The organism is Halomonas sp. CKK8 (assembly GCF_029625235.1).
Lineage (GTDB): Bacteria > Pseudomonadota > Gammaproteobacteria > Pseudomonadales > Halomonadaceae > Halomonas > Halomonas ventosae.
The window spans coordinates 2,775,710-2,802,379 of sequence record NZ_CP121193.1 but is presented as its reverse complement, the minus strand read 5'-3'; the positions used below and the strand labels follow the sequence as shown (position 1 = coordinate 2,802,379).

Below are 26,670 nucleotides of genomic sequence, written 5' to 3'. Positions count from 1 at the left end.
CGCTACCGGCCCTCCGGCGACAGGGGGTGATGGCGGGGTGCCGAGAAGGACTGCACCGGCATCTCGCCGGGAAGTTCCGCGGGGAGCGGCAGGGGAGAAGCCTGGCCGGTCGCCGCCGGTCGCCTGGCCAGTTCCCGAAGGACCGCAGGCGGCCGCGTCTCGCTGGGTACCAGCAGCAGGCCGGCACACCGCAGGGCGCGGCCCAGGGCCAGGCTGCTGCTCCAACGCACCAGCGGCGCGGATAGCAGCAGCCCCAGCCAGACCGGGGTCAGCCACCAGAAGAATACGGGGGTGACCCACCAGGTGATGACCGCCCAGAGCAGCCCGACCAGGGTCGCCTGCCAGGTATGCCGCCAGGCCTCCTGCCAGGGGACCGCGCGTCCCTCGCGAGACTGGGGGTCCCAGGAGACGGTACGCCCGCTCACCACGCCGATGACGAACAGGCTGTGGAACACCATCATCAGGGGCGCGATCAGCATGGCGAACAGCGCCTCCAGCAGCACGCTTGCCACCAGGCGCAGCCGTCCGCCGAAATCCGCGGGGCGCTGCGTCAGTGCCAGTGCCAGTCCCAGCACCTTGGGCATCAGCAGCATCGCCAGGGTGCCGGCCAGCAGCGGCATGATCAGCGGCGGAGGGGCGAGTGGCCAGTCGGGGAAGAGCTGGGCATCGGAGATGAAGAAGTTCGGTTCGGTGAGGGCGCGGGCCAGGGCGTCTGCCGTGCTGACCATCAGGATCCCCAGCCAGATCAGCGAGGCGAGGTAGGCCAGGGCGCCGAACAGGAAGTGCAGCCGGCTCATGGCGTGCAGGCCGCGCCCGGTGAGCAGGCGCAGGTGCTGAAGGTTGCCTTGGACCCAGCGCCGATCGCGCTTGGCGAAGTCGAGCAGGTGGCTCGGCATCTCCTCGTAGCTGCCACCGAGGTCGGTCTGCATCTGGACCTGCCAGCCGGCCCGGCGCAGCAGGGCCGCCTCGACGAAGTCGTGGCTGAGGATCTCGCCGCCCAGCGGCGGGCCGCCCGGCAGGTCCGGCAGGCCGCAGTGCTCCATGAAGGCGCGGGTCCGCAGGATGGCATTGTGGCCGAAGTAGTTGGCCGCATCGGCATGCCAGAAGCTCAGCCCCGCCGCCAGCATGGGCGAATAGAGGGAGGCGGCCAATTGGTTGGCGCGACCGAACAGGCTCTCCTGGCGCACCGGGATCGGCACCGTCTGCAGCAGCCCGAGACGCGGGTTGGCCTGCATGGCATCGATCAGCGAGGCGATGGTGGTGCCGCTCATCAGGCTGTCGGCATCCAGCACCAGCAGGAAGTCGTAGTGACGACCCCAACGGCGACAGAACTCGGCGAGGTTGCCGGCCTTGCGGCCGGCGTTGCTGTCGCGGTGGCGATAGTGCACGCGGCAGCGCCCCGCCAGTCGCGCCTGGAGGGCACCCACCTGGGCCGACTCCTCGGCGACGATGGCCTCATCGGTGCTGTCGCTGAGCACGAAGGCCTCGATCCGCCGCTCCGGGGTGTCCTCGGGCAGGTCGCGGCAGGTGGCCTCCAGGCCGGCGATCACCCGGGCCACGTCCTCGTTGTGGATCGGCATGGCCAGGGCGGTTCGCGAGCGGGCGTCCGCGGGCGGGGGCGACGGCCTGCTGCTCGACAGCGTCACCGGGTCGCGACGGGTGAGCGTCAGCACGAAGCCGATCACCGCACTCCAGAAGGCGATGGTGATCCAGCCGAAGGTGATCGAGAACAGCCCCAGGATGAAGAGCTCCAGCGGCGAGATCCCGCCCACGATGAGGATCCGGAACATGGCCCAGACCCCCAGGGCGACGGTCCCCGCGACCAACAGGGCGAAGAGCAGGCGGCGCGTCCTGCGCCATGGCGGCCGGACCAGGCGCGCAGGGGCGCAGGCGTCAGCGGAAGGCATCGGGATACCAGACATAGTTCCAGGTTTCCGTGAGGCGACGGTCGTTCAGGGTCAGGAACAGGCGCATGTCGGCCGGCTGGCCATTCTCGGGGGCCAGGCGGAAGGTGGCGCGCCACGTCTCGCCATCCGGGAGGCGCTGCACCCCTGGCTCGAGGATCTCGCCACTCGAGCTTTCCAGTGACAGCTCGACCGGATGAGTCTCATCGAGGCTCGACAGCTCGCCGCCGTGGAAGTCGACCACGAACTGTCGACGGCTGGCGGGGGGCGGGTTCTCCTCTCCCGGGACCGCGCCCCAGCCCTGGCGGGTGCGGAGCACCCGCGCCATCTCCTGCCCGGGCGGCACGGCGCCGAAGGTGTGGGTGCGATAGCGGTAGGTGCGCGCCTCGCCGGCGGCGAGCGGCTGGTCGGGTAGCCAGTAGGCGGTGATGTTGTCGTTGGTCTCGCTCTGGCTCGGAATCTCCACCAGCTCCACGCTGCCGGAGCCCCACTCGTCCAGCGGCTGTACCCACTGGCTGGGGCGGCGCTCGTAGTGCGCCTCGGCGTCCAGGAAGGCCTGGAAGTCGCGGGGACGCTGGGTGAGCCCGAAGCCTCCTGGTGCCTGGTCCTGGAGGCGGGAAAGCCTGAGCTCCTCCGGATTGCTCAGCGGTCGCCAGATCCACTCGCCGTCGCCGGTCTGCATGGAGAGGCCCTGGGAGTCGTGGACCCGGGGGCGGTAGTCGTCGGCGGGGTGGCGGCCGATCTCGCCATGCAGGTACATGCTGGTGAGCGGGGCGATGCCGAGCTTGCCGATCTCCTCGCGGGCGAACAGCCGTGCCTCGGTGTCGACTGTGGTGTGTTCCCCGGGGCGGATGTCGAAGCGGTAGGCGCCGGCCACCGAGGGGCTGTCGAGCAGGGCGAGGACGGTCATGCGGGTCTCGCCCGGGCCCGGCTTGACCAGCCAGAACTCGCGGAAGGCCGGGAACTCCTCGCCATGGGGCTCAGCGGTATCGATGGCCAGGCCGCGCGTGGAGAGCCCGTAGCCCTGCTGGCGTCCCACCAGGCGGAAGTAGCTGGCGCCGAGGAACACCGCGAACTCGTCGCGGTAGTCGCCACTGTTGAGCGGGTAGTGCAGCCGGAACCCGGCATGGCCGATATCGTCGAGCGCGAGCTCGGCGAGAGCGGAGGCGTCGCCGTCGTAGCGGAATCGCTCCTGGCGGAAGGGCAGGGGGCTTACCTCGCCCTGCTCGTCGACCAGGTTCAGGCGTACCGGCTGGGTGTAGAGGAAGCCGGGATGGAACAGCTGGACCTCGAAGAGGCCCTCGTCCTTCCAGATCGCTTCCTCGGGGCGGAAGCGGATCTCCCGATACTGGTCGTACGCCATATTCGCCAGCTCGGACGGCAGGGGCGATTCGGGTGCCTGGTAGGTCTGGGTGGCAAGCTGTCGGGCGCGGTCGGTGACACGGTCGAACAGCTCATCCGGGGTCGTTGCCGAGGCATCCATTGCCAGGGTCAGCGACCATGCAAGACTGAAGCGTCTCAGCGCGGTCTTCATGTGCAACTCTCTCTCTGTGGTCCCGCCGGCACTCCCTGCGCAGCCGGGCCAGGAGAAGATGTGTTCCTCAAGGGCGTGTCGTTGTTGTATCGCCTCGAACTTCCAAGACTAGACCAGACTCCCGTCACCCTGAAGAGTTCCACGGTGCCCAGGTGAAGGCCGGGCGGCGCCGCGGCGCTTCATTCCGGCACGGCGTCCAGCAGGTCGATCCACTCCGTCCGGTCGGGCAGGGTCAGCTCGCTGGCGGGCCGGCCGCTGGCATACCACTCGCGGACGTTGCGCAGCTGCCATCGACGGTGTTCGCCGTCCAGCTCGATGCCCAGCTGAAAGGGCCCGTAGCGGGCGAGGGCGCGGCCCGCCAGATGTGAGTCACGCAGGGCGATGTTGGCCAGCAGCTCCAGGCGACTACCGCCCTGCACGGCCAGGTCCTCCAGGCGCAGGGTGTCGTCGTCGAACATCACGCGCACCTGGCCGCGCACCTCGCCGAGCGTCAGCCTGTCGCGCAGCCAGCCCCGCTCCCGCGCCGAGTCGACGAACAGGTTGACCAGCAGGCCGCTGTCGCGCATGGCCAGGTCGAGCCGGGCGTCGAGCGCCAGCGGTGCCACCCAGCGCATGTGTCCCTCGGGGACCTCGAGGCGCGCCCACCAGCCGCGGGTCAGGCCGCCGGCGGCATTCTCCAGGCGCACGTCGCTCATGCTCAGCTGCGAGCCGGAGACGTCAAAGCGCAGCGTCTCCAGGTCGCCATCGGAAAGGCGAGCCTCCAGCGCCAGGGTGCCCTCCAGGATCTGCTCATCGAAGGCGAGCCGGGCGTCGGAGGCGTTCAGCGCGAGGCTGCCTTCGGCCCCCAGGCCCTCGAGCCGTAGATGGGTGGCCATCGTCGCCTGGCCCGACAGGAAGGCGATGCCGGCATCCTTGGGCAGGTAGTCATTGAAGGCGGCGAGGTTCGGTATCGCCACATTGGGCATGTCGATGCGCGTGCTGAGTGCCCCCAGGCCCTCGCTCGGGTCCAGCTGCTGCGCCCGGCTGCGGATCTCCAGCAGGCGGCCGTCGATCAGCGAGTCGCTTCCCTCCTGGCGACGCAGGCCGAAGCGGGGCAAGGAGAGGTGCAGCTGGGCGCCGGGGTCGCTGGTCTCCAGCACCAGCGAGCCGTCGCCGAAGGCCTCGTAGTGCAGGAAGCGCACGGCGAGCCTGTCGGAGTGCACGCGCAGCTGGCTGTCGGGCATCACCTCGCCGTTTGCCAGGCCGAGGTCGAGAGTCAGGCGTCCGCCTCCCTGGACGGCCAGGCCATGCTCGTCAGGCAGGAAGGCATTGAGGAAGCCGAGACGGTCGAGCTGGCCATTCAGCTGCAGGATGCCGGCCAGAGGGCGGCGTGGCGCCGCCCGGCCGGGCCAGTCGAAGCCCCCCTCGAGGCTCGCCCTGGGCAGCACCAGCAGGGTGTGAAGCGCCTCCCCGCGATTCGACGAGGCGGTCAGTTCCAGCCGGCTGCCGGACAGGTCGACCCGCTGGCGGTCGGGATCGATCTCGCGCAGTGCCAGGGTCACGTCCAGTTCGCCCTGGAAATCCTCCTCCAGCAGGCGGCCCCTGATCGCGTCGCCTGCCAGGGTGATCCGCCCTCGGCCTCGGTCGTCCTCCAGCATGATGCGCCCGCCGCTGTCGGCCCATCCGGCCTCCAGCCGCAGCGGCGCCGCCTCCGGCAGGTAGGCGTTGAGCACCGCCACATCGGGAATGCGCGCGCCGTGCCACTCCACCGCCAGTGAGCGGGAGCGCGGGAGCGTCGGTCCTGCACTCGCCGTGCCGGTGAGGGACAGCTGCTCGGCCTGGAAGAGCCGACGGCCATCCGCGAGCCGGGTGAGGGCCACGTCGTCGAAGACGAGCTCGACGTCGGCCTGCGGATCGGGGCCGTCGTGCCGCAGGGCGAGCAGCGCCCGACCATCGCCGCGGGCCTGGACACCGAGGAAGCGCGCCCCCAGCGCCTCGGAGCGCACCTCCAGCTGGCTGCCCTCCCGCGGCTGCCCATCCCGGATGCGCAGGGTCCCGTCGAGCCGACCGCCGCCTTCCAGGGCCAGTCCGATGTCACCGAAACGTTCGGCGAGGAAGGGGGCGAGCATGCCGAGATGGGCCACCCGGCCATGCAGTTCCATGTCTGCCGACCAGGGGGTGGCGCCGTCGGGCGGGGGGGCGTCATCCTGCGTTCGCCAGGCCGGCGGCGACTGGAAACTTGCCGTGGGCAGTTGCAGCTCGGTGGTGAGCGGCTGCGCCTCGCCCGGGGCGGCGGCGTTGAGGTCGAGTCGCGTGCCGGAGATGTCCACCAGGCCGCGTTCGACGTCGAGCTCGGCAATGGGTAGGTGCAGGCCGAGTCGTCCCCTCACCGGCTGCTCGCCGAGGCGCAGGGCCAGCCCCTCGCCGGACAGGTCGAACCCCCCGCTCAGGCGCTCGCCGTCGTAGGCCAGCTCGCCCTGCAGCGTTGCCACGCCGCCCTCCAGGGTCAATGGCACACCGGCAGGCAGGTAGTGGTCGAGGGCGGCAATGTCGCCCACCTCGGTGTTCCGCCAGTGCAGCCGGGCCCGGACATGACGCGCCTCGAGGCGCGGGTCGGCGGGTGACTGAAGGCGAAGGGGCGGCGCAGTAAGGCCGAGCTGGAAGCCGTCGCCGCGCAGCAGGGGCGCAGACCCGGGGGAGGCGGCGACATCGGCCATCTCGATGCCGTCGAGTTCGACGGCGAGGCGGGCGCGCTCTGTCATCTCGGCCTCCACCGAACCGGCGCCATCGATATGGTAGCGCTTCCCCTCCTCCAGCCAGTGGCTCTCGTCGAGACGCACGCTCAGCCGCGGGGAGTCGAGGCGCAGGCGGCTGCCTGGCTGTACCTCACCGCCCTCGATCAAGACCTCGCCCCGCAGGTCGCCGCGGCCTCCGATCTCCAGCCAGCCGAGTGAGGCGAGGTAGGGGTTGAAGACGGTGTACGCATCGCTGCGCCCGGCCAGGGCGACGGTGCCCGAGACGGCGCGTCCCGCCGCGCTGCCGGTGGCCTCGGCCAGCGCCAGCGGAGCGAGGGCCAAGTCGGCCTCCAGGGTGACGCCCTCCACCAGCCGCGTGTCGTCCCTCAGCACGGTGCCGTCGTCCAGCGTCAGCCGCACCGCCTTCGCGGCCAGCGTGCCGGCGCCCCAGTGGAGGCCGGCCAGGTTCAGGCTGCCGCTGCCCTGCAGGCGGTACGCATCCAGGCCGACGTGGCGGATGCCCTCGGCATCGAGGCGGTGAAGCCGGACCTCGCCGCTGAGCAGCGGGGCCAGGGCGACGCCCAGCGTGGCGCTCTCCGCCTCCAGCGCGACCTGGTGCCCGGCGGCCGTGCCGGCAAGGCGCAGCCCGGATACCCGCAGGTGCCCGGGATAGGCCGTCCAGGCCCGTTCCCAGTCCAGCGTGACCTGCGGCGCGCGGTCGAGCTGGCGGCGTCCCCAGTCGCTGTTGAGCAGGGTATTGGCGGTGACGAGGTAGAGCGCATGGAGGGCCGCCAGGAGGAGGGCGAGCCGGGCCAGCATCCTTAGCGGCATGGAGCGAATCATGGAAGGCGCGTGCGTGCCGGGTGCATAGGGCCACCTTCAGGTCGAGCGGCAAGGGCCGCGCTCAGTAGAGCCGGAAACGCTTGAAGTCCGGGCGACCCTCGGCCTCCTGCAGGGTCTTGCGGAAGCGCTTGTACTCCCACTGGTACTGGGTCGGGTCCAGGGCGATGGCGGCCTCCACGCTGGCATTGACGCCGGTGGCCGAGGTGACCTCGTCGGGGGCGTAGACCCGCGCGTCGGCGGCCAGGAAGTGCAGCGCAAAGCCGCGGCCGGGCAGGCGCAGCGCCACCCCGGTGACGACCCTGGCCTCGGTGCGGGCCACCAGCTTGGGCAGCAGGGTGGCGGTGTAGGCGGGGCGGTCGAAGAAGGGCGCGAAGACACCACTGCCCCAGTCGGGCTCCTGGTCGGGCAGGATGCCCACGGCCTCGGAGCGCTTGAGCGCCTTGAGCAGGGCGGCCACGCCGCGCGGATTGGTGGGTACCAGGTGCGCGTCCCGGCGTTCGCGGCCCTGGCGGATGATCGGGTCCAGCGGGGCGAGCTTGGGGGGCTCGTACATGGCGGTGAAGGGGAAGTGGCCGGAGAGCCAGAAGTTGAGCACTTCCCAGTTGCCGAAGTGGGGGGCCAGCACGATGACACCGCGCCCCTCGGCCCGTGCCCCGTCCAGCAGCTCGCGGCCATGGACCTCGAGGATCGCGGCCTCGACCCGCTCGGGCTCGCCCATCCAGGCGAATCCCAGCTCGAGCATGGTGGCGGTGGAATGCGTCAGGCTCCGACGGGCCAGCTGGCGACGATCGGCGTCGCTTCGCGAGGGGTAGACCTCGGCCAGGTTGGCGCGGGTGACCCGTCGCTCCCGGCGACTCAGCCGCTCCACCAGCGGGCCGACCAGCCGGGCCAGCCGCCACAGGGTGGCGAGCCGGCGCCCGGCGAGGCTGCGCCACAGGGTGGCGATGGCCCGGGCCTGGATGACGTTCGAGCGGGATTCACCTCCGGCCATGGATCAGACCCACCAGCTGTCCACGTTGTCCGGCGCGCGATGCTCGTTGAGGGCCTTTAGCCCCTTCACGCAGCGGATCACCAGCCACACCACCGCGGCCAGCCAGGTGAGAAAGCCGATGAGCACCAGGGTCAGCAGGCCGGAAATGCCGAAGTAGAGCAGGGCGATCCAGAAGGTGCGAATCTGGTAGCGATAGTGCTCGTCGAGCCAGGCCGGCCCGTTGCCGCGATAGACATAGGCGATCACCACGCCGACCAGCGAGGTGAGGCCGCCGGTGACCATGCCGGCCAGGTGCAGCACGTAGACCACGATGGGAATGGTCGTGTCGGGGGCGGAGCCCCGTTCGGCGAGGGCACGGTCGTCGTCCTGTGGCAGCTGGTCGTTCATGGCGCGTCCTTGTAGAGCGTATCGCTGACGCCAATCATACCGGTCGAGGACGACAATGCCACCTGGCCTCAGACGGCCCGGGGCTTCACGGGGCGGCTGAGTTCCAGCAGGTTGCCGTCCGGGTCGCGCAGGTAGAGCGAGGTGATCTCGCCGGTGGCGCCCTGGCGGGTCACCGGGCCGAGTTCCACCTCGACCTCCAGCGCCTCCAGGTGGCGCTGCACCTCGTCGAGCGGCAGCAGGCTGCGCAGGCAGAGGTCCAGGCTGCCAGGCGTGGGCGTGGCGGCCCGGGGGGTGACATCGGTGGCGGTCCAGTGCAGGCGCAGGGCGACGTCGCCCAGCATCAGGTCGACGCGCTCGCGGTCGCGGTAGCGAACTTCCAGTCCCAGCACCCGGGAGTAGAAGTCCACGGCACGGGAAATGTCGGTCACGGTGATGACCAGGTGGTCCAGACCTGACAGCATTCGGGTCTCCTTGCGGGGTTCTGGAGAGAGCAGGGGAATCCTGGGAGAGCTTGTTCTGGCACAGAGGATACGATGATGCTGACCTGTCCGCTATGTGCGTCCACCGACACCGGACACTTTCACCGCGATAGCCGGCGCGACTACCAGCGCTGCCGGCGCTGCGCGCTGGTGTTCGTGCCACCCGACCAGCGGCCCGAGCCGGCAGCGGAGAGGGCAGTCTATGACCAGCACGAGAACTCTCCCGACGACCCCGGCTATCGCCGCTTCCTGTCGCGGCTCTTCGATCCCCTGCGCGAGCGCCTCGCCGGCGGGGCCCGCGGGCTCGACTTCGGCTCGGGTCCGGGGCCGACCCTGTCGGTGATGTTCGAGGAGGCGGGCCACCCAATGGCGATCTACTACCCCTTCTATGCGCCTGACGTGTCGGTGCTCGACCAGACCTACGACTTCATCACCGCCAGCGAGGTCGCCGAGCACCTCTTCGCGCCGGGGGAGGAGCTTGCACGGCTGGCGGGCCTGCTCCCTTCCGGCGGCTGGCTGGGATTGATGACCAAGCGCGTCACCGACCAGGCGGCCTTCGCGCGCTGGCACTACATCCTCGACCCCACCCATGTGGTCTTCTTCAGCGAGGCGACCTTCGTGTGGCTGGCGAGTCACCTGGACATGCGGGTCGAGTTTCCCGCGGCCGACGTGGCCCTGCTGCAGAAGCACTGAGAGGACAGGGTCAGCAACATCGCCCGACATCCTTGGGCCCGATGAAGGATACGCCCGGCAGGCGGGTCCAGGGGCAACAAATCGATTGACTCGCCGCCGGCCGGGAGTATGATTCGCGCGCTCACGATGCCGCGAGCGCAGTAACCGATGCCGAGAGCAGGCGCTCCACGGCACTCTCTGCCACCCTTCTCCCTTTCACCTGCTGCTGTGAGGCCCTTCATGTCGCGGCAACTGCTGGCCATGGCCCTGGCCCCCCTGCTGGGGCTCTTCATCCTCGGGATCGGCAACGGTTTCCTGGCCACGGTGATCACCCTGCGCCTGGACGCCGCCGGCGAATCCGCGGTGGTGATCGGCTGGGTCTCCTCGGCCTACTTCATCGGCCTGGCCCTGGGCGCCATGCTCAATGACCGCCTGCTGCTGCGCATCGGCCATATCCGCGCCTACGGCAGCTTCGCCTCGCTGGTGGCGGTGACCGTGCTGCTGCAGGGGCTGGTGGCCGAGCCCTGGGCCTGGTTCGCCCTGCGCCTGATCGGTGGCTGGGCCACGGTGGGCGTCTACCTGGTGATCGAGAGCTGGCTGCTGGCCTCCGGCGATGCCAGGGTGCGCGGCCGCCTGCTGGCGCTCTACATGATCTCGCTCTACGCTGCCGGCGTGCTCGGCCAGCTGCTGCTCGGGGTCACCGAGGCCATGGGCGGGGCGGCGTCGTTCATGGTGATCGGCATGCTGGCCTCGCTCTCGGTGCTGCCCATGGCGATGATCCCCCGGGTCTCGCCGCTGATCGAGAAGGCCGAGCCGCTCTCGCCGCTGCGCCTGATCACCCTGACCCCCACCGGGGTGATGGGCAGCTTCGGCTCGGGGCTGATGGTGGCGGCGGTCTACTCCCTGCTGCCGCTATACCTGCAGCGCACCGGCCTGACGGTGGATCGGATCGGCCAGATGATGGCGGTGGTGGTGCTCGGCGCCATGCTGCTGCAGTACCCGGTGGGACGCTGGTCGGATCGCCATGATCGGCAGCTGGTGCTGATCCTGATCGGCGCCTTCTGCACCCTCATCTCCGCGGCGGTGCTGTGGCTGCCGATGAATGCATGGATCCTGGCCGGGCTGCTGTTCCTGCTGGGCGGTGGCGTCTTCTCGCTCTACCCGGTGGCGGTGGGCCACGCCGCCGACCGCGCCCCGGCGGGCGCCCTGGTGCGCATGAGCCAGGGCCTGCTGCTGATCAACGCCATCGGCTCGGCGCTCAGCCCGCCGCTGGTCTCGCCGGTGATGGCGGTACTGGGAGATGCCGGCCTGTTCTGGAGCTTCGGCGCCATGGGCTTGATCCTGGTGGCCTTCTTCGGCTGGCGGCGCAGCGTGCGTCCGGCGCCGGTACCGGTGGCACCCTTCTCGCCCAGCACGCCGATGTCGGCGGCGGGGGCCGAGCTCGCCGTCACCGAGGAACTGATGCAGGGCGCCATCGAGCACGAGCACGTCGAGGACCTTTCCGGGGCCGTGCCCGAGGTGGCGGTGGCCGAGCCGCTGGTCGGCCCGCCACCACCCGACGAGCCGCACATCGCCTACTTCGACGATGAGCAGACGCCCGAGGAGGCCGCCCTGGGCAATATCTCGCGCCCCTGATCTCCCCTCCACTTGCCATCCTCCACGAGCCCGCTGCCCGGCAGCGGGCTCGTTCGCGTCCGGGGTCGACTTAGGGCTAATGGTTAACGAAAAGTAGTGAATCTACTATCGTGGCTATCATTTTTCCCGAGGTGACCCATGACCCCCTATGCCGCCCCCGTCCGTGACGTCCGCTTCGTGCTGGAGGAGATGCTCGAGCATGGCTCGCTCGCATTGCCCGGCTTCGAGGAAGCCAGCCCTGACCTGGTGGAGGCCGTGCTGGAAGAGGCCGCGAGGCTCGCCGGCGAGGTCTGGGCGCCGCTCAACGCCAGCGGCGACCGCCAGGGCTGCACCCGCCGAGACGACGGCGGCGTGAGCGTCCCCGACGGCTTCGCCGAGGCCTACCGCGCCTACGCCGAGGGCGGCTGGAACGGCATCGGGGTCTCCGAGGCGCTGGGCGGCCAGGGGCTTCCCGAGGTGGTGGCCAGCGCCGTGCAGGAGATGCTCCACGGTGCCAACATGGCGCTGGGCCTTTGCCCGATGCTCACCGCCGGCGCCATCGAGGCGCTGGCCCACCACGGCAGCGACGAGCAGCAGGCCACCTACCTGCCCAAGCTGGTCGAGGGCACCTGGACCGGCACCATGAACCTCACCGAGCCCCAGGCGGGCTCGGATCTCTCCAAGGTGCGCACCCGCGCCGTGCCCCAGGAGGACGGCAGCTACCGGCTGTTCGGCCAGAAGATCTACATCACCTGGGGCGAGCATGATGCCGCCGAGAACATCATCCACCTGGTGCTGGCGCGCAAGCCGGACGCCCCGGAAGGCAACAAGGGCATCTCGCTGTTCCTGGTGCCCAAGTTCCTGGTCAATCAGGACGGGAGCCTGGGCGAGCGCAACGACGTCACCTGTGCGGCTATCGAGCACAAGCTGGGCATCCACGGCTCGCCCACCTGCACCCTGAGCTTCGGCGAGAACGACGGCGCCATCGGCTATCTGGTGGGCGAGGAGGGCCGCGGCCTCAACCACATGTTCACCATGATGAACGAGGCGCGCCACAAGGTGGGGATCCAGGGCATCGGCGTGGCCGAACGTGCCTGCCAGCACGCCTTCGCCTATGCCCTGGATCGTGTCCAGGGGCGCAGCCCGCGCTCCGGGCGTAATGATTGCACGATCAGCGACCACCTCGACGTGCGCCGCATGCTGCTCTCCATGCGCGCCCGTACCGACGCCCTGCGGGCCCTGGCGCTCTTCTGCGCCGCCCAGCTCGACGTGGCCCGACACGCCGCCGACGAGAGCGAGCGGGGCGCCGCCCAGGCGCGGGTCGACGTGCTGATCCCGGTGGTCAAGGCCTTCTCCACCGACCAGGCGGTGGAGATCGCCTCCCTGGGGGTGCAGGTCCACGGCGGCATGGGCTACATCGAGGAGACCGGCGCCGCCCAGCTGCTGCGCGATGCCCGCATCGCCCCCATCTACGAGGGCACCAACGGCATCCAGGCCCTGGACCTGGCCGGGCGCAAGCTGCAGCGCGACGGCGGTGCGGCCCTGGCCCAATTGATCGACGAGGTGGAAGGTACCGCCCGGGCACTTTCGGCGACCACCGAGCTGGCACCTCTCGGCGAGGCGCTCGCCGGCGGGGCCGCCGACCTGCGCGCCGCCATGGCCTTAGTGCTCGAGGCGGGCGCCGACCCCGAGCGCGGTGCCGATGCCGTCCAGGCCTACGCCACCCCCTTCCTGAGCCTGGCCGGCCATGTGCTGTGCGCATGGCAGATGGGCCGTGCGTCGCTGGCCGCCACCGCGGCCCTCCAGGCCGGCCGCGAAGTATCCGGACAGCCGGACCCCTTCTATACCGCCAAGCGCCAGGGCGCCGACTACGCCATCCGCCAGTGGCTGCCGGTGGGCCGCGCCCAGCGTGCGGTAATCGAGGCCGGCATGGCGAGCCTCGCCGCCTTCGACGCCGCCGCCCACTGACGCCTTCGCTGCCGGCCACGTGCCGGCGGCATGCTTTCCGGACCACCTCACGGAGCCTTCCCATGAGCCAGAGCATCTTCGAGCAGGGCCTGCCCAGGACCCCCGCCAACTTCGTGGCGCTCTCGCCACTGACCTTCATCGAGCGCACCGCCTCGGTCTACCCCGATTACCCGGCGGTGATCCACGGCGAGGTCCGCCGTGACTGGGGTACCACCTGGGAGCGCTGCCGGCGGCTCGCCTCGGCGCTGGAACGGCGCGGCATCCGGCCCGGCGAGACGGTGGCCGCGATGCTGCCCAACGTGCCGGCGATGTTCGAGGCCCACTTCGGCGTGCCGCTGGCGGGCTGCGTGCTCAATACCCTGAACATCCGCCTGGATGCTGAGGCCATCGCCTACATGCTGGAGCACGGCGAGGCGAAGGCGATCCTGGTCGACCCGGAGTTCTCGGACGTGATCGAGGCGGCGGTGAGCAAGCTCGAGCACAAGCCGCTGGTCATCGACGTGGCGGACCCCGAGTTCCTGCCCGAGGGGCGGGCCATCGGCGAGCTCGAGTACGAGGCGCTGCTCGCCGAGGGCGACCCGGCCCATCCCTACCGGCTGCCCGAGGACGAGTGGCAGGCGATCTCGCTCAACTACACCTCCGGCACCACCGGCAAGCCCAAGGGCGTGGTCTATCACCACCGCGGCGCCTACCTGAACGCCACCAGCAATATCCTGGTATGGGCGATGCCCCACCACCCGGTCTATCTCTGGACCCTGCCGATGTTCCACTGCAACGGCTGGTGCTTCCCCTGGACCATCGCCGCCGCCGCCGGCACCAACGTCTGCCTGCGCAAGGTGGAAGCGAAGAAGGTGATGGACCTGATCGCCGACGAGGGGGTGACCCACTTCAGCGGCGCGCCCATCGTGCTCAACGGCCTGGTCAACCTGCCGGACGGCGACAAGCGCGACTTCGACCACCCGGTGAAGGTCACCACCGCCGGCGCCGCGCCGCCCGCGTCGGTGATCGCCGGCGTCGAGCGGCTTGGCATCGACGTCACCCACGTCTACGGCCTGACCGAGGTCTACGGCCCGGTGACCTCCTGTGCCTGGCGCGCCGCCTGGGACGAACTGCCCATGGAAGAGCGAGCAAAGCTCAAGTCCCGCCAGGGGGTGCGCTACCACATGCTCGAGGCGCTCTGCGTGGCCGACCCCAACACCCTGGAGCCGGTGCCCAAGGACGGCGAGACCATCGGCGAGATCCTGATGCGCGGCAACAACGTGATGAAGGGCTACCTGAAGAACGAAGCGGCCACCGAGCAGGCCCTGGAGGGCGGCTGGTACCATACCGGCGACCTGGCCGTGTGGCATGCCGACGGCTACATCGAGATCAAGGACCGCTCCAAGGACATCATCATCTCCGGCGGCGAGAACATCTCCACCATCGAGGTGGAGGACTGCATCTACTCGCACCCGGCGGTGGAGGAGGCCGCGGTGGTGGCCAAGCCCGATGAGAAGTGGGGCGAGACGCCTTGCGCCTTCGTCAAGCTGAAGGTGGGTTATGGCGAGGTCACCGAACAGGAGATCATCGACCACTGCCGGGCGCACCTGGCGCACTTCAAGGCGCCGAAGACGGTGATCTTCAGCGAGCTGCCCAAGACCTCCACCGGCAAGATCCAGAAGTTCGTGCTGCGCGAAGAAGCGCGCAAGCAGTGATTCTTACGATATCGAGGAGAGTGCAATGAGTGAGCAACCGATCGGCGTGGTGGGTGCCGGCACCATGGGCCAGGGCATCGCCCAGGTCCTGGCCACCAGCGGCTTCGCCGTCAAGCTATATGACGTGGCCGACGAGCAGCTCGGGCGTGCCCGGGCGGCCATCGACAAGGGGCTGGGCAAGCTGGTGGCCAAGGAGAAGCTCGTCGCCGACGATCAGCAGGCCGCCATGGCGCGGCTCGACACCACCACCGACCTCGACGCCCTGCGCGATTGCGAGGTGATCATCGAGGCCGCCCCCGAGCAGCCGGCACTCAAGGAGAAGCTGTTCCGCGACCTGAGTCGCCTGACCCACGACGCGATACTGGCCTCCAACACCTCCTCGCTGTCGCTGACCCGGCTCGCCGCGGTGTGCGAGCGCCCGGAGCGGGTGGTGGGGATGCACTTCTTCAACCCGGTGCCGGTGTTGAAGCTGGTCGAGGTGATCCGCGCCGAGCAGACCAGTGACGCCACCGTAGCACGCATCGAGAAGCTGGCCGCCGACCTCGGCAAGACTGCCGTACCGGTGGGCGACTCGCCCGGCTTCGCGGTCAACCGCCTGCTGGTGCCGATGATCAACGAGGCGGCCTTCCTGGTGCAGGAGGGCGCCGCCACCCCCGAGGCGGTGGACGAGGCCATGAAGCTGGGCGCCGCCCACCCGATGGGGCCGCTGGCCCTGGCCGACCTGATCGGCCTGGACGTCTGCCTGGCGATCATGGAGGTGCTGCAGGAGGGCTTCGGCGATCCCAAGTATCGCCCCTGCCCGCTGCTCAAGCGCATGGTGGCCGCCGGCTACCTGGGACGGAAGACGGGCCGTGGCTTCCACGTCTACAGCTGATCCCGACAAAAGAGGGGATTGCCGCCCAACCAAGCGTTCGCTAGGGTTGGGCGGTCTGCCCTTAGAGAACAACACCAGGAGCCCCTAATGAGCGAGACCCTGATCGAGGTGGTCGAGAACGCCGGCATCGTGCGTCTGACCATCAGTCGTCCCAAGGCGCTGAACGCCCTGAACAGCGCCGTGCTGGCCGAGCTGGAGAGCGTGCTGGCTGGCCTGGAAGGCCGCGATGACCTGCGCGCGGTGCTGATCACCGGCGCCGGCGAGAAGTCCTTCGTGGCCGGCGCCGACATCGCCGAGATGCGCGAGAAGACGCCCGCGGAAGCCCGCGACTTCGCCCGTCAGGCGCTGGATACCTTCAAGCGCCTGGAGACCCTGCCGGTGCCCACCGTGGCACTGGTCAATGGCTTCTGCCTGGGCGGCGGCTGCGAGCTGGCGCTGGCCTGCGACTGGGCGGTGGCCAGTGACAACGCCATCTTCGGCCAGCCCGAGGTGCTGCTGGGCGTGATCCCCGGCTTCGGTGGGACCCAGCGCCTGCCGCGCCGGGTCGGCCCGGCCATGGCCCTGGACCTCTGCACCACCGGGCGCAAGATCGACGCCAGCGAGGCGCTGCGCATCGGCCTGGTCAACCGCGTGATGCCCCAGGCCGAGCTCGAGGGCTACGTCGAGGAACTCGCCAAGCAGCTTGGCGGCAACGGCCCGCAGTCGGTGCGTGCCGCCAAGCAGGCGATCCACGATGGCATGGACCAGGAGTTGGACAGCGCCCTGGCGCTGGAGAACGCCCTGTTCGCCTTCTGTTTCGCCGGCGACGAGCAGAGCGAGGGCATGAGCGCCTTCGTCGAGAAGCGCAAGCCTGACTTCTGAGCCTGACGGGCCCCAGCGACAACGGCCGTGGCGGAGACGCCACGGCCGTTGTCGTGTGCGGGTGGGACGGCATGACGCCCGACACGCCTCAGCGCAGCGGGTCGACGCCCTGCCCGGAGAGCTCCGGGAAGTCGTCATGCATCGTCAGCGGCTCGATGTCGCCGCGCGTGGCCAGGAACTCGGGCCGCCGCGATGGTGCCGCATAGGGCTCCTCCAGGGCGTTGTCCACGCTGTTGTAGACGAAGAACAGGTTGGAGCGCGGCCAGGGTGACATGTTCTCGTTCGAGGCGTGCAGGGTGTTGCACTCGAACAGCAGCAGCGAGCCTGCCGGCCCCTTGGGCGCCTGGATGCCGCCGCGCTCGGCCAGGCTGGCCAGGGCCCCCTGGTCGGGCACCCCGACCTTCTGGGCCTTGAGGGACTCCCGCCAGTTCGCCTCGGGCGTCTCGCCCATGCAGGGCACGAACTGGCGGTGGGAACCGGGAATCAGCATCAGCGGGCCATTGAACTCGCTGTTGTCGGTGAGCATCAGCGAGGCACTCACCGCCCGCATGCGTGGCATGCCATCCTCGGCGTGCCAGGTCTCGAAGTCCGAATGCCAGTCGAAGCCGCTGCCCTGGAAGCCGTACTTGTCGTTGATGCGCGACTGGTGGATATAGACCTCGCTGCCCAGCAGCTGTCGCACCATGCCCAGGATACGGGGGTCGCGGGTCAGGCGGTCGAAGTGCTCCGAGAGCTGGTGCATGCCGAACACGGAGCGGATGGCGCCGCTGGCCGGGTCCTGGATGACCTGTTCGGAGCGCATCAGCGATTCGTCGTTGGCCATCTCCTTGAGTTCCTCGAAGAATGGCTCGATGCGGTCCCGGGAGAAGAACCCATCGAACCACAGGAAGCCGTCCCGTTCGTAGCGCGAGAGGGCGACTTCATCCAGCGGGCCTTCCCAGCGGCGCTGGTTGCGGGCATGCACTACCGGGTCCCGGCGGGGGAGCGGCGCGCGATACTCGGTCAGGCGAGTGGGATAGGGGTCGAGATGATCCACCATGGGGAAACCTCCTCGTGATTCCAGTAACGCGAATCCCGAATGTCCCAGGGGGAAACGGGGGGAACAGTGCCGGGCCGATCCGCTGCTTCGCCAGTGGGTAGGGGGTCCGGCATGCGTTTCACTCCTCAGTACTCTCGGGTCGAGATCGCGAGAGTTCAACCCACGAGTCAGTATGGCCGGGTGGTTTATCCCGGAGGGTGTGCCAGCGTCAGCCGCAGTCGCGCCACCCGTTGCTGCATGCGCGAGACATGGCTGCCGTGCCAATAGAGCCGGCCGCACACCTCGCACTGCAGGAAGTCGTCCACGTACTGCCGCGTCAGGGGCTCGAGCCGGTCGATTACCGCCTCCTTGGCCACTGAGACGAGACGGCCATTGCAATGCGTGCAGCGGGTGAAGGGCGCGAAGGCAGGGAGGAGGTCGAACTCCCGGCACACCTCCTCGACCTGCTGCCAGGGGGCGTCGGCGCGCACGTAGTGGGCGAGGCGGATGCGCTTGCGCTTGAGCAGCCGGCGGTCGCGGGTCAGTACCACGCGTTGCGTTTCCTCGGCCCGGGCGGCCAGTTCGGCGTCGCCGATGTCGTTGCGATAGTCGCAGTCGAAGCCGAGCAGGCGCAGGTAGCGGGCCAGCCGGCCCAGCTGGGCATCCAGCAGGAAGCGTGGGCATGCCGGTGGGCGAGGGCGCAGGTGGCGGGCCACCGGCGGGGCTACCGTCCAGGGATAGACCTCCACCCGCTCACCGCCGGCGAGGATGTGCTCGAAGCCCACCGGCGCGCCGTCGACCAGGATGACGTCCACCTCGGTATGCGGCACCCCCAGCGACTCGATCACGTCCTTGATGGCGGCCCGACGCGACACGTCACGGGAGAGGGGCTTGCCGCACGCGGCCGTCGGCAGGAAGTCGTTCAGCCGGTCATGGAACCGGAACTCGGCATGGGGCATGGCGTTTCCCCCATAGGGCACGTTCGGGTTCAGTCTAGGCGACACGGCCCCTGCGTCGCCGGATCATGCGGGTGGCGATGGCGGTGCCCGCGAGGGTGATCGCCATGCCGGCCAGTATCTGCAGGCTGAGACGCTCGCCCAGCAGCAGGTAGCCCCACACCAGGGCACTGACCGGCACCAGGAAGGTCACCGTGGAAGTGGCCGTGGCCCCGGCACTGGCGATCAGCCCGAAGTAGAGCAGGAAGGCCACCGTGGTGCTGAGTATCGCCAGCGCCAGGCCATTGGCCCAGGCCAGGCCGCTGATCGGCTCCGCGGGCCAGAGCAGCAGCCCCGGGACCAGCAGGATCAATGCCGACATGGCCGTGCTGCCGGCCGCCAGCACCCGCACCGGCAGGTGAACGAGATAGGTCTTCGAGTAGTTTCCCGCCACCCCGTAGCAGAAGGTCGCCCCCAGCACGGCGAGGATGAACCAGCCGTCGCCGCCCAGGGCGAAGTCCAGCCGGTCGGCCGAGAGCACGTAGACCCCGAACAGCGCCATGGCCAGTCCCAGGTACTGCTGGCGCTGGATGGGCGTGGCGAAGAACAGTGCCCCGAGCAGGGCCGTGAAGATCGGTGTGGTGGCATTGATCAGCGAGGTGAAGCCCGCTTCCAGGCGGGTAGTGGCGAGCGCCAGCAGCGAGAAGGGTAGCACATGGTTGATCAAGCCCAGCAGGAAGAGCCTGCCGGCATTCTCTCGCACCAGCCTGAGGTAGCGAACGCTGAGCAGCAAGGGGACCAGCAGCGCCGCGCCCACCCCCATGCGCACCAGGACCAGCGGCACCGGGCCGAACTCTGGGGAGGCCACCCGCATGAAGATGAACGACAGGCCCCACAGCGAGGAGAGCAGCAGCAGGCGCAGGGTATCGGCGGGGGACATTCCAGTTCCTTTGGATGACGAGGCGAGGGTGAGTGAGCCGCCAGGTTACGGCGGGCGGTGTGTGCTGGGAAGGGGAACGGCGGAGGCGACTCCCTTCGCGGCATTGCAACATGATATTCATGCGGGTTGAGGGCGCGCGCGCCCGACGCCTGCTATAAATGAAAGGTACCTTATATTCCCTGCGCCAGGAGCCTGCGCCATGCCCGCCATGATGAAAGCCGCCATCTTCGTCGAACCCGGTCGCATCGAGATCGACGATCGCCCGATTCCCGACATCGGCCCCAACGATGCCCTGATCCGGGTGACCACCACCACCATCTGCGGCACCGACGTGCATATCCTCAAGGGCGAGTACCCGGTGGAGAAGGGGCTGATCGTGGGCCACGAGCCGGTGGGGGTGATCGAGAAGCTCGGCGCCAACGTGCAGGGCTACCAGGAAGGGCAACGGGTGATCGCCGGCGCCATCTGCCCCAGCTTCACCTCCTACGCCTGCCAGGATGGCTGCAGTGCCCAGGACGGCGGCCACCACGCCCACGGCTACAAGCCCATGGGCGGCTGGCGCTTCGGCAACACCATCGACGGCGCCCAGGCCGAGTACCTGCGCGTGCCGGATGCCCAGGCCAACCTCTCGCCGGTGCCCGACGGCCTGACCGACGACCAGGTGCTGATGTGCCCGGATATCATGTCTACCGGCTTCGCCGGCGCCGAGTCGGCCAACATCAGGATCGGCGACAGCGTGGCAGTCTTCGCCCAGGGGCCCATTGGCCTGTGTGCCACCGCCGGCGCCCGGCTGCGTGGCGCGGGGCTGATCATCGCCGTGGATGGCGTCGACGAGCGCCTCGAGATGGCCCGCAAGATGGGCGCCGACGTGACGCTCAACTTCCGTCAGGTGGACGTGGTCGCCGAGATCCTCAAGATCACCGGTGGGCGGGGCGTGGACGCTTCCATCGAGGCCCTGGGGCTGCAGCAGACCTTCGAGCAGGCGCTACGGGTTATCAAGCCCGGTGGCACCCTGTCGAGCCTTGGCGTCTACTCCGAGAACCTCACCATTCCGCTCGACGCCTTCTGCGCGGGCCTGGGGGATCACCGCATCGTCACCTCGCTCTGCCCCGGCGGCAAGGAGCGCATGCGCCGGCTGATGCAGATCATCGACAGCGGCCGCCTGGACCTCGGCCCCATGGTCACCCACCGCTACCCGCTGGAGAAGATCGTCGACGCCTACGACCTCTTCTCCCACCAGCGCGACGGCGTGCTCAAGGTCGCCCTCGAGGTCTCGTGAGGGGCAGCCAGCCCGGGGCAGGCGCCATGGGGGCGGGATTTCGTGGGGGCACGGCCCCGCCGAGAGTTCTGGTACACTCGGTTCGACCCTGTGGTTGACGGAGACACGATGGAAACGGAACTGAGCGAATTCGAGCAGCAGATGCGTCGCGAGATCAACGCCTTCATGGACAACGAGCAGGAGACCCGGCGCAAGGCGGCAACCTCGCCCCCCGAATGGCCCGCCGACGAGAACCCTGCCCCCAAGGCGACGCGCAGCAAGCCCTCCGGCGCGCCGAAGACCGGCCACCTGGTGAAGCTGGCGGTGCGCACCAAGCCGCTGGAGCTGGATAGCGTCTTCGAGCATATCTCCTCCAGCATCTCCAAGGTCGAGGCCCAGCTGGAAGCCGAGAAGGCCGCCCGCAAGGCGGGCTATCCGATCATCGGCTACGTGGTCGAGACTCGCCGGCTGTAGGGTCTCGCCCGCCCGCGACCCCTGAGAGGCGAGTGAGAGGAGAGAGACCATGGCCGAGATCATCCGCGAATCGACCCTCACCTGCCCCGAATGCGGGCACACCAGGACCGAGACCATGCCCACCGATGCCTGCCAGTACTTCTACGAGTGCGAGGCGTGTCATCGCCTGCTCAGGCCCCGGCCCGGCGACTGCTGCGTGTTCTGTTCCTATGGCAGCGTGCCCTGCCCGCCCATCCAGCAGGGGCAGGAGTGCGGCTGAGGTTACCTGCGCCGGCGACAGGAGAATCCCGTGAAGATTACCCGGCTCAATATCTACCCGGTGAAGTCGCTGGGCGGCATTCCCCTCGACCAGGCCGAACTGGGCGTTCGCGGCCTGGCCCATGACCGCCAATGGATGGTGGTCGACGATATCGGCCGCTTCGTCACCCAGCGCCAGCTGCCGCACATGGCGCGGATCGTGGTACGCCTCGACGATGAGGCCCTGGAGCTGTCGCATCCGGGAACGGCGCCCCTGCGTATCCCGCTTCAGCGCGATGACCAGCCCCGGCTGCCCGTCTATGTCTGGGACGACCAGTGTCAGGCACTGGACGAGGGAGAGGAGGCCGCCGCGTGGCTCGGGGCCGTGCTGGGCGACTACAAGGGCAGCGGGCTGCGGCTGGTGCGCTTCGCCCCGGACCAGCGTCGTAACGTCGAGCCCCACTTCCTGGCGCCCGGCGAGCAGGCCCACACGGCCTTCGCCGATGGCTATCCCTTCCTGGTGGTCTCCGAGGCCTCGCTGGCCGAGGTCAACCGGGTGCTCGAGACCAAGGGGCTCGCCCCGGTGCCCATGGAGCGCTTCCGACCCAGCATCGTGGTCGACGCCGCCGAGCCCTTCGTCGAGAACGGCTGGGGCGAGCTCTCCCTCCACGAGGGCGCGGTCCGGCTGGGCTTGCGCAAGCCCTGCCAGCGCTGCAAGATCACCACCGTCGACCAGGTGACCGGCGAGATCGCCGTGCCCGGCGAGCCGCTGCGCACCCTGGTGCAGATGAACACCCGACTGGCGCCCGGCGGCTACTTCGGCCAGAACGCCATCCTGCTGGCGGGCGAGGGCCGGACGATCGCCGTCGGCGAGGCGCTGGCACCGAGACCGCGCTGATCTCCTGATCCCCCAGCCCCTGCCGTGCCCCCGCACGCTCCCCCGGCTTAGTGCCGGACTATACTGCGGGAGAGGGCGGGGAACGGGGGCGCTGACCTGTCGACGCGCTCTCCCTCACGCTCCCCTCAGCGCCATGGCCCGCCTGATCCCGCTCTCCTCGGGTGAACCCTCTCACCCCATGTCCCGCCGCTATTGTTGTCGCCGTGCCGCATGGGGTCACCCGAGGAGGGTCGACGACAGCGGAGGTGTGTGATGAACGATCATGCGTTGGCTCAGGAGGTCGAGGCGGCCCGCGCCTACGAGTCGCTCTTCGTGCCCTCGCTGTTCCGGCAGTGGGCGCCGCAGCTGCTCGACGTGGCAAGGGTCGCGACCGGGGACCGCGTCCTCGATGTGGCCTGCGGCACGGGGGTGCTCGCCCGAGAGGCGCTGCCCCGGGTTCAGCCCGCCGGCCTGGTGGTCGGCCTGGATGCGATGGCGGGGATGCTCGAGGTGGCACGGGAACTCGCCCCGGCGGTGGTGTGGCGCCAGGGCGACGCGCAGCAGTTGCCCTTCGATTCGCAGGCGTTCGAAGTGGTGGTGAGCCAGTTCGGCCTGATGTTCTTCCCGGACAAGCCGGGGGCGCTGCGCGAGATGCATCGCGTGCTGGTGCCCTCGGGGCGACTGGCGGTGGCGGTGTTCGACGTCCTGGAACGCAACCCCACCTACGCCCGCGAGGTGGCCCTGCTGGCGCGAACCGCCGGCGAGGCCGCGGCGGAGGCGCTCAAGGCCCCCTTCGTCCTCGGCGACGCGGAAGCGCTGGCGCGCATGACCCGCGAGGCGGGCATGGAGGCGGTCGAGGTGACTACCCTGAGGGGGACGGCCGACTTTCCCGGCATCGGCAACCTGCTCGAGGCGGATCTGCGCGGCTGGCTGCCGGTCATGGGGGTGAACCTCGACGAGGCCACCATCCAGGAGGTGCTCGCCCGGGCCCAGGAGGAACTGGCCGACGTCATCGACCCGCGCGGCCGGGCGGTGTTCGAGGTGTCGGTCCACCTGGTCAGCGGCCGTCGCGGCTGAGGGCTCGCATCGGGGATCGGAGGCACTGGACGACGGAGGTGACGCATGCTGGGAGCCATCGCCGGCGACATCATCGGCTCGGTCCATGAAGCGGCGGGGACCAAGACCCGCGACTTCCCCCTGTTCACGCCCGAGAGCACCTTCACCGACGATTCCGTGCTGAGCGTGGCGGTGGCCGAGGTGCTGCTCGAGGGCGGCGACTTCGCCGAGGCCTTCCACGCCTACTACCACCGCTACCCGGAGGCCGGTTTCGGCGGCCATTTCCGCCAGTGGGCGATGAGCGGCGAGCGCCGCCCCTATCACAGCCTCGCCAATGGCTCGGCCATGCGGGTCAGCCCGGTGGGGTTCGCGGCCGGCTCCCTGGACGAGGCGCTGACGCTGGCCCGGCGCAGCGCCGAGGTCACCCACGACCACCCCGAGGGTATCCGCGGCGCCCAGGCCGTGGCGGCCGTCATCTTCCTGGCCCGTCACGGCGCCTCGCGGCTCGAGATCCTCACCGAGATCGAGCAGCGCTTCGACTACGACCTCGCGCCGCGCCTCGACGATATCCGCCCCGGCTACCGTTTCGACGTGACCTGCCGGGGCTCGGTACCCCAGGCCATCATCGCCTTCCTGGAGGCGGAGGGCGTCGAGGAGGCCATCCGCAATGCCGTCTCGCTGGGCGGCGATGCCGATACCCTGGCCTGCATGGCGGGTGGCATGGGGGAAGCCTTCCACGGCGGCGTGCCGGCCGTGATCGCCGAGGAGACCCTGGCGAGGCTCGACCCCGAGCTGCGCTCTGTCGTCCAGGCCTTCCGGGCACGCCACGGCCTCGACTGAGCCCTTCCCGGGCCCGATGCCGGTTGATTCGCATGGCCTGCTTCAAGCAGGCCATCTCCCCATGACCTCAGCAGCTTCGCCTCGAGACCTATCGACTGCCAGAGGCCGGCCAGCCATTGGCACCAGAAACCTACGACCTTATCATCAGACTCCGGTGATACAACCCGAAGCAATCTTTGCTAACGTGAAGTGATTCGATGTTCGCAGAGATGGCGACGCTGATATCCCGCGACGGCCAGGATGGCAACTCCTTGCGCGCCTTCCAGGCGGTAGCGTGACACGAGATCGGGGACGTAGGCCCACACTCGTCAGTTCGCGGCCGAGGGATTGTAGTGTCTATGTATTGGTCGAAGGGAAGCACTCTACCCAAAGCGACCGTGCTGGACGTACCTCGGTCGGTTTTATTCAGTAGACACAGTGATTGGTTGATTGCTGCTGATCTATAATGAAAGACGTGGTTTTAATGTTTTAGGGAGGAGATCTGCCCAAGTTATGGTATTGTGGAATCCGTATGCGTTTATCCCGTATGTAAGCTAGCGGCCTAATTATTATTAGGAAATAAATTAATGGGACGGAGATGAAATGAATCAGGCGAAAAATGTTTCTGATTTTATAGGGCGTGCAGTATATGGGGTTATCAGTTTGAGCCTTGGAGTTATCAGTCTCACAATGATGGGCGTTGCTTTATGGGATATATGGCTATCGGTACACGAAAGAACCTTGCTTATTGCAGCGCTTCTTAATGCCATCGGCTTGATCGTGATTGGAATGGCTGTTTTTGATGTAGCTAAATTTTTGCTGGAGGAAGAGGTTTTTAGCAGTAGTGCGAAAAAGTCACCTGCCAAACAGAGAGAGGCCTTGTTGAAATTTCTCGTCATAATTGCTATTGCAGTAAGCTTGGAGTCTCTGGTTTTCATGTTTGACGCTGGGTCAAAAGATATTTCCACTCTAGTTTATCCTACATTTTTGTTGATTTCAGCTGTCCTGTTGGTAGTTGGTCTTGGTGTATATCAGAGGTTGACTCGTGACGAAGCCAAGTAATCATCATGCCAAGATTTGTCACGATTTTCAGCACATGCTGCGTTATCATGGTTTGTTGGTGATAGCACACTCATGGCGATAAAGAATAAACGTATGACTACGAGTGGCCGGTTAAGTTTGAAGTCTTCATCGTTGTTTCAGGAGCTTTTTTTGCGTCGTTTGGTAAGCGTGCATTAGGACTTACAACATAATAAATTTCTTTATTTATGTTTAGAAAATTGCATTTCTAGCCGACAGGTAAGCGTTGGTCTATACTATGAATTAAATTGGCCTCTGCATGACGAAAGTCTACTATATCTCATGTATAAATCGGCAAATATTGCATGTCCAGTAAAGTTGTTTATCTTGGCCCAATGGTGTTGTAAAGGGTCTGCATGTAATCGGCTGGTGTGTTAGATATATAATTAACGTTAAGCAATCCAGCCGATCGCCGGAAAAATTGCGTGCGGTATGGTTGCTGGGCATTATATTGCATCGATAATTAATATGTACATGCACGTATTGTAATTTCTGTCGGGCGCATAATGGTTCGTTAAAACAGGTTGGGGAAATCCGGAGTTATGAGGAAAATCAGGCGGGAGTTAACTCATCAAGAGCCTTCGGTTGGTGTCACTGCCAGGCAGTTGCTGGCACGTCACTCTATTGTGGTTGGATGCGTAGTGTTCTCTGCAGTGATGATGATTGCAACTTTTCCTGCTTTCGTCTTAGCACAGCCATCATGCCACGGAATTCATGTAACAATCCCGAATGTTCGGAACAGCGCTGGGAATGTAGCTTGTGCGCTTTTTGAATCGCCAGCGGGATATCCTACAGAATTTCTTCACTCAGCAACCAACATAGTGATGATGAAAGCTCGGGATTCGCAGGAGCGTTGCCATTTTCTGGACATATCCCCGGGTACGTATGCATTGGCCGTCATTCATGATGAAAATGTAGATGGTAAGCTTGCCACTAACTTTCTGGGGATCCCTACGGAAGGCTATGGTTTTTCAAGCGGAGCAAAAGCCACGATGAGTGCGCCTTCGTTCGAGGCAGCTCGCTTTTCGTACAATGGGCAAAGTTTAGATTTGACAATTAAATTAAATTACTAGCTAATATCCATGTTCATGGAAAGATTTTCTTTAAGCTTTTTCAAGCCGCCGTAATGAGGTAGTAAGAGGCGTATTATCTCATAGGCTTCTTCGAGGCTGTCCGTCTATTGGTGTTTTCCACTTTGGATGGTGATTGCGGTAGATAGCTGACGATTGATGCTTAGGTATCAGCCAGGCGCTGTGTAGCTGTCGGAGGCTTCAGGTATACGCGGGCGCCGATCTGGCCTGATGCGTGACCCCCTTGCGACAAGCGCATGAGGAAGTTAGGGTAACCTCGGGGGAGGGTGAGCTGAGTTCACTTTTATAGCGGCTAACCCCATGAGAGAGTAGTGAATATATAAAATATAATAAGGTAAAAGGCTTTTGGA

23 protein-coding genes are annotated in these 26,670 nt (G+C 67.4%); 14 read left to right on the top strand and 9 right to left on the bottom strand.

Going from position 1 to position 26,670, the window contains the following annotated elements:
* Positions 1-2 precede the first annotated feature (2 nt).
* The 6 genes from mdoH to P8934_RS13230 all read right to left on the bottom strand — a co-directional run bounded on the left by mdoH (position 3) and on the right by P8934_RS13230 (position 8,834).
* Positions 3-1,907: a glucans biosynthesis glucosyltransferase MdoH gene (mdoH, locus tag P8934_RS13255; RefSeq protein ID WP_278031460.1), complete on the bottom strand. Its 1,905-nt coding sequence runs from the start codon at positions 1,905-1,907 to the stop codon at positions 3-5.
* Positions 1,894-3,438, bottom strand: a complete 1,545-nt coding sequence (locus P8934_RS13250) for a glucan biosynthesis protein G (RefSeq protein WP_278031459.1) — start codon at positions 3,436-3,438, stop codon at positions 1,894-1,896. Before P8934_RS13250 ends, mdoH begins: the two co-directional genes overlap by 14 nt.
* 179 nt (positions 3,439-3,617) lie before the next feature.
* Positions 3,618-6,983 carry a hypothetical protein gene (locus tag P8934_RS13245; RefSeq protein ID WP_278031458.1) on the bottom strand — a complete coding sequence of 1,122 codons (3,366 nt, stop codon included), beginning with the start codon at positions 6,981-6,983 and terminating at the stop codon, positions 3,618-3,620.
* A 73-nt stretch (positions 6,984-7,056) separates the two neighbouring features.
* Positions 7,057-7,986: a lysophospholipid acyltransferase family protein gene (locus P8934_RS13240; RefSeq protein ID WP_278031457.1), complete on the bottom strand. Its 930-nt coding sequence runs from the start codon at positions 7,984-7,986 to the stop codon at positions 7,057-7,059.
* Positions 7,987-7,989: 3 nt separating this feature from the next.
* A complete protein-coding gene (locus P8934_RS13235) occupies positions 7,990-8,373 on the bottom strand; it encodes a hypothetical protein (RefSeq protein ID WP_278031456.1) in 384 nt (127 codons plus the stop codon).
* Positions 8,374-8,441: 68 nt separating this feature from the next.
* Positions 8,442-8,834 (bottom strand): VOC family protein, encoded by a 393-nt coding sequence (locus P8934_RS13230; RefSeq protein WP_278031455.1) that lies wholly within the window; start codon positions 8,832-8,834, stop codon positions 8,442-8,444.
* 72 nt (positions 8,835-8,906) lie between these two features.
* Here P8934_RS13230 and P8934_RS13225 point away from each other — a divergent pair, with 72 nt between their 5' ends.
* The 6 genes from P8934_RS13225 to P8934_RS13200 all read left to right on the top strand — a co-directional run bounded on the left by P8934_RS13225 (position 8,907) and on the right by P8934_RS13200 (position 16,535).
* Positions 8,907-9,545, top strand: a complete 639-nt coding sequence (locus P8934_RS13225; RefSeq protein WP_278031454.1) for a class I SAM-dependent methyltransferase — start codon at positions 8,907-8,909, stop codon at positions 9,543-9,545.
* Between the two features lie 219 nt (positions 9,546-9,764).
* On the top strand, positions 9,765-11,159 hold the full coding sequence (locus P8934_RS13220) for an MFS transporter (RefSeq protein WP_278031453.1): 1,395 nt from the start codon (positions 9,765-9,767) through the stop codon (positions 11,157-11,159).
* 138 nt (positions 11,160-11,297) lie between these two features.
* On the top strand, positions 11,298-13,106 hold the full coding sequence (locus P8934_RS13215; protein WP_278031452.1) for an acyl-CoA dehydrogenase: 1,809 nt from the start codon (positions 11,298-11,300) through the stop codon (positions 13,104-13,106).
* A 62-nt stretch (positions 13,107-13,168) separates the two neighbouring features.
* A complete protein-coding gene (locus P8934_RS13210) occupies positions 13,169-14,800 on the top strand; it encodes an acyl-CoA synthetase (RefSeq protein ID WP_278031451.1) in 1,632 nt (543 codons plus the stop codon).
* Between the two features lie 25 nt (positions 14,801-14,825).
* Positions 14,826-15,674 carry a 3-hydroxybutyryl-CoA dehydrogenase gene (locus P8934_RS13205; RefSeq protein ID WP_278031450.1) on the top strand — a complete coding sequence of 283 codons (849 nt, stop codon included), beginning with the start codon at positions 14,826-14,828 and terminating at the stop codon, positions 15,672-15,674.
* Between the two features lie 87 nt (positions 15,675-15,761).
* The gene (locus P8934_RS13200) at positions 15,762-16,535 is read left to right on the top strand and encodes an enoyl-CoA hydratase-related protein (protein ID WP_278031449.1); all 774 of its coding nucleotides are present in this window, start codon (positions 15,762-15,764) and stop codon (positions 16,533-16,535) included.
* 88 nt (positions 16,536-16,623) lie between these two features.
* Here P8934_RS13200 and thpD read toward each other — a convergent pair whose 3' ends face one another.
* The 3 genes from thpD to P8934_RS13185 form a co-directional block, all read right to left on the bottom strand.
* The gene (gene thpD / locus P8934_RS13195; RefSeq protein ID WP_278031448.1) at positions 16,624-17,574 is read right to left on the bottom strand and encodes an ectoine hydroxylase; all 951 of its coding nucleotides are present in this window, start codon (positions 17,572-17,574) and stop codon (positions 16,624-16,626) included.
* 185 nt (positions 17,575-17,759) lie between these two features.
* Positions 17,760-18,512, bottom strand: a complete 753-nt coding sequence (locus P8934_RS13190; protein ID WP_278031447.1) for a Mut7-C RNAse domain-containing protein — start codon at positions 18,510-18,512, stop codon at positions 17,760-17,762.
* Between the two features lie 34 nt (positions 18,513-18,546).
* Positions 18,547-19,428, bottom strand: coding sequence for a DMT family transporter (locus tag P8934_RS13185; RefSeq protein WP_278031446.1), 882 nt, complete (start codon positions 19,426-19,428; stop codon positions 18,547-18,549).
* 199 nt (positions 19,429-19,627) lie between these two features.
* Here P8934_RS13185 and P8934_RS13180 point away from each other — a divergent pair, with 199 nt between their 5' ends.
* The 8 genes from P8934_RS13180 to P8934_RS13145 all read left to right on the top strand — a co-directional run bounded on the left by P8934_RS13180 (position 19,628) and on the right by P8934_RS13145 (position 26,302).
* Positions 19,628-20,707, top strand: coding sequence for an NAD(P)-dependent alcohol dehydrogenase (locus P8934_RS13180; RefSeq protein ID WP_278031445.1), 1,080 nt, complete (start codon positions 19,628-19,630; stop codon positions 20,705-20,707).
* A 108-nt stretch (positions 20,708-20,815) separates the two neighbouring features.
* Complete coding sequence (locus P8934_RS13175) at positions 20,816-21,160, top strand: hypothetical protein (protein WP_278031444.1); 345 nt, start codon at positions 20,816-20,818, stop codon at positions 21,158-21,160.
* 49 nt (positions 21,161-21,209) lie between these two features.
* A complete protein-coding gene (locus tag P8934_RS13170; protein WP_106230098.1) occupies positions 21,210-21,419 on the top strand; it encodes a GDCCVxC domain-containing (seleno)protein in 210 nt (69 codons plus the stop codon).
* Between the two features lie 30 nt (positions 21,420-21,449).
* On the top strand, positions 21,450-22,295 hold the full coding sequence (locus P8934_RS13165; RefSeq protein ID WP_278031443.1) for an MOSC N-terminal beta barrel domain-containing protein: 846 nt from the start codon (positions 21,450-21,452) through the stop codon (positions 22,293-22,295).
* 252 nt (positions 22,296-22,547) lie between these two features.
* Positions 22,548-23,351 (top strand): methyltransferase domain-containing protein, encoded by an 804-nt coding sequence (locus tag P8934_RS13160; protein ID WP_278031442.1) that lies wholly within the window; start codon positions 22,548-22,550, stop codon positions 23,349-23,351.
* Between the two features lie 45 nt (positions 23,352-23,396).
* A complete protein-coding gene (locus P8934_RS13155) occupies positions 23,397-24,170 on the top strand; it encodes an ADP-ribosylglycohydrolase family protein (protein WP_278031441.1) in 774 nt (257 codons plus the stop codon).
* Positions 24,171-24,752: 582 nt separating this feature from the next.
* Positions 24,753-25,211 carry a general glycosylation pathway protein gene (locus P8934_RS13150; protein ID WP_278031440.1) on the top strand — a complete coding sequence of 153 codons (459 nt, stop codon included), beginning with the start codon at positions 24,753-24,755 and terminating at the stop codon, positions 25,209-25,211.
* A 560-nt stretch (positions 25,212-25,771) separates the two neighbouring features.
* The gene (locus P8934_RS13145; RefSeq protein WP_278031439.1) at positions 25,772-26,302 is read left to right on the top strand and encodes a DUF2141 domain-containing protein; all 531 of its coding nucleotides are present in this window, start codon (positions 25,772-25,774) and stop codon (positions 26,300-26,302) included.
* The last annotated feature ends 368 nt before the right edge of the window (positions 26,303-26,670 follow it).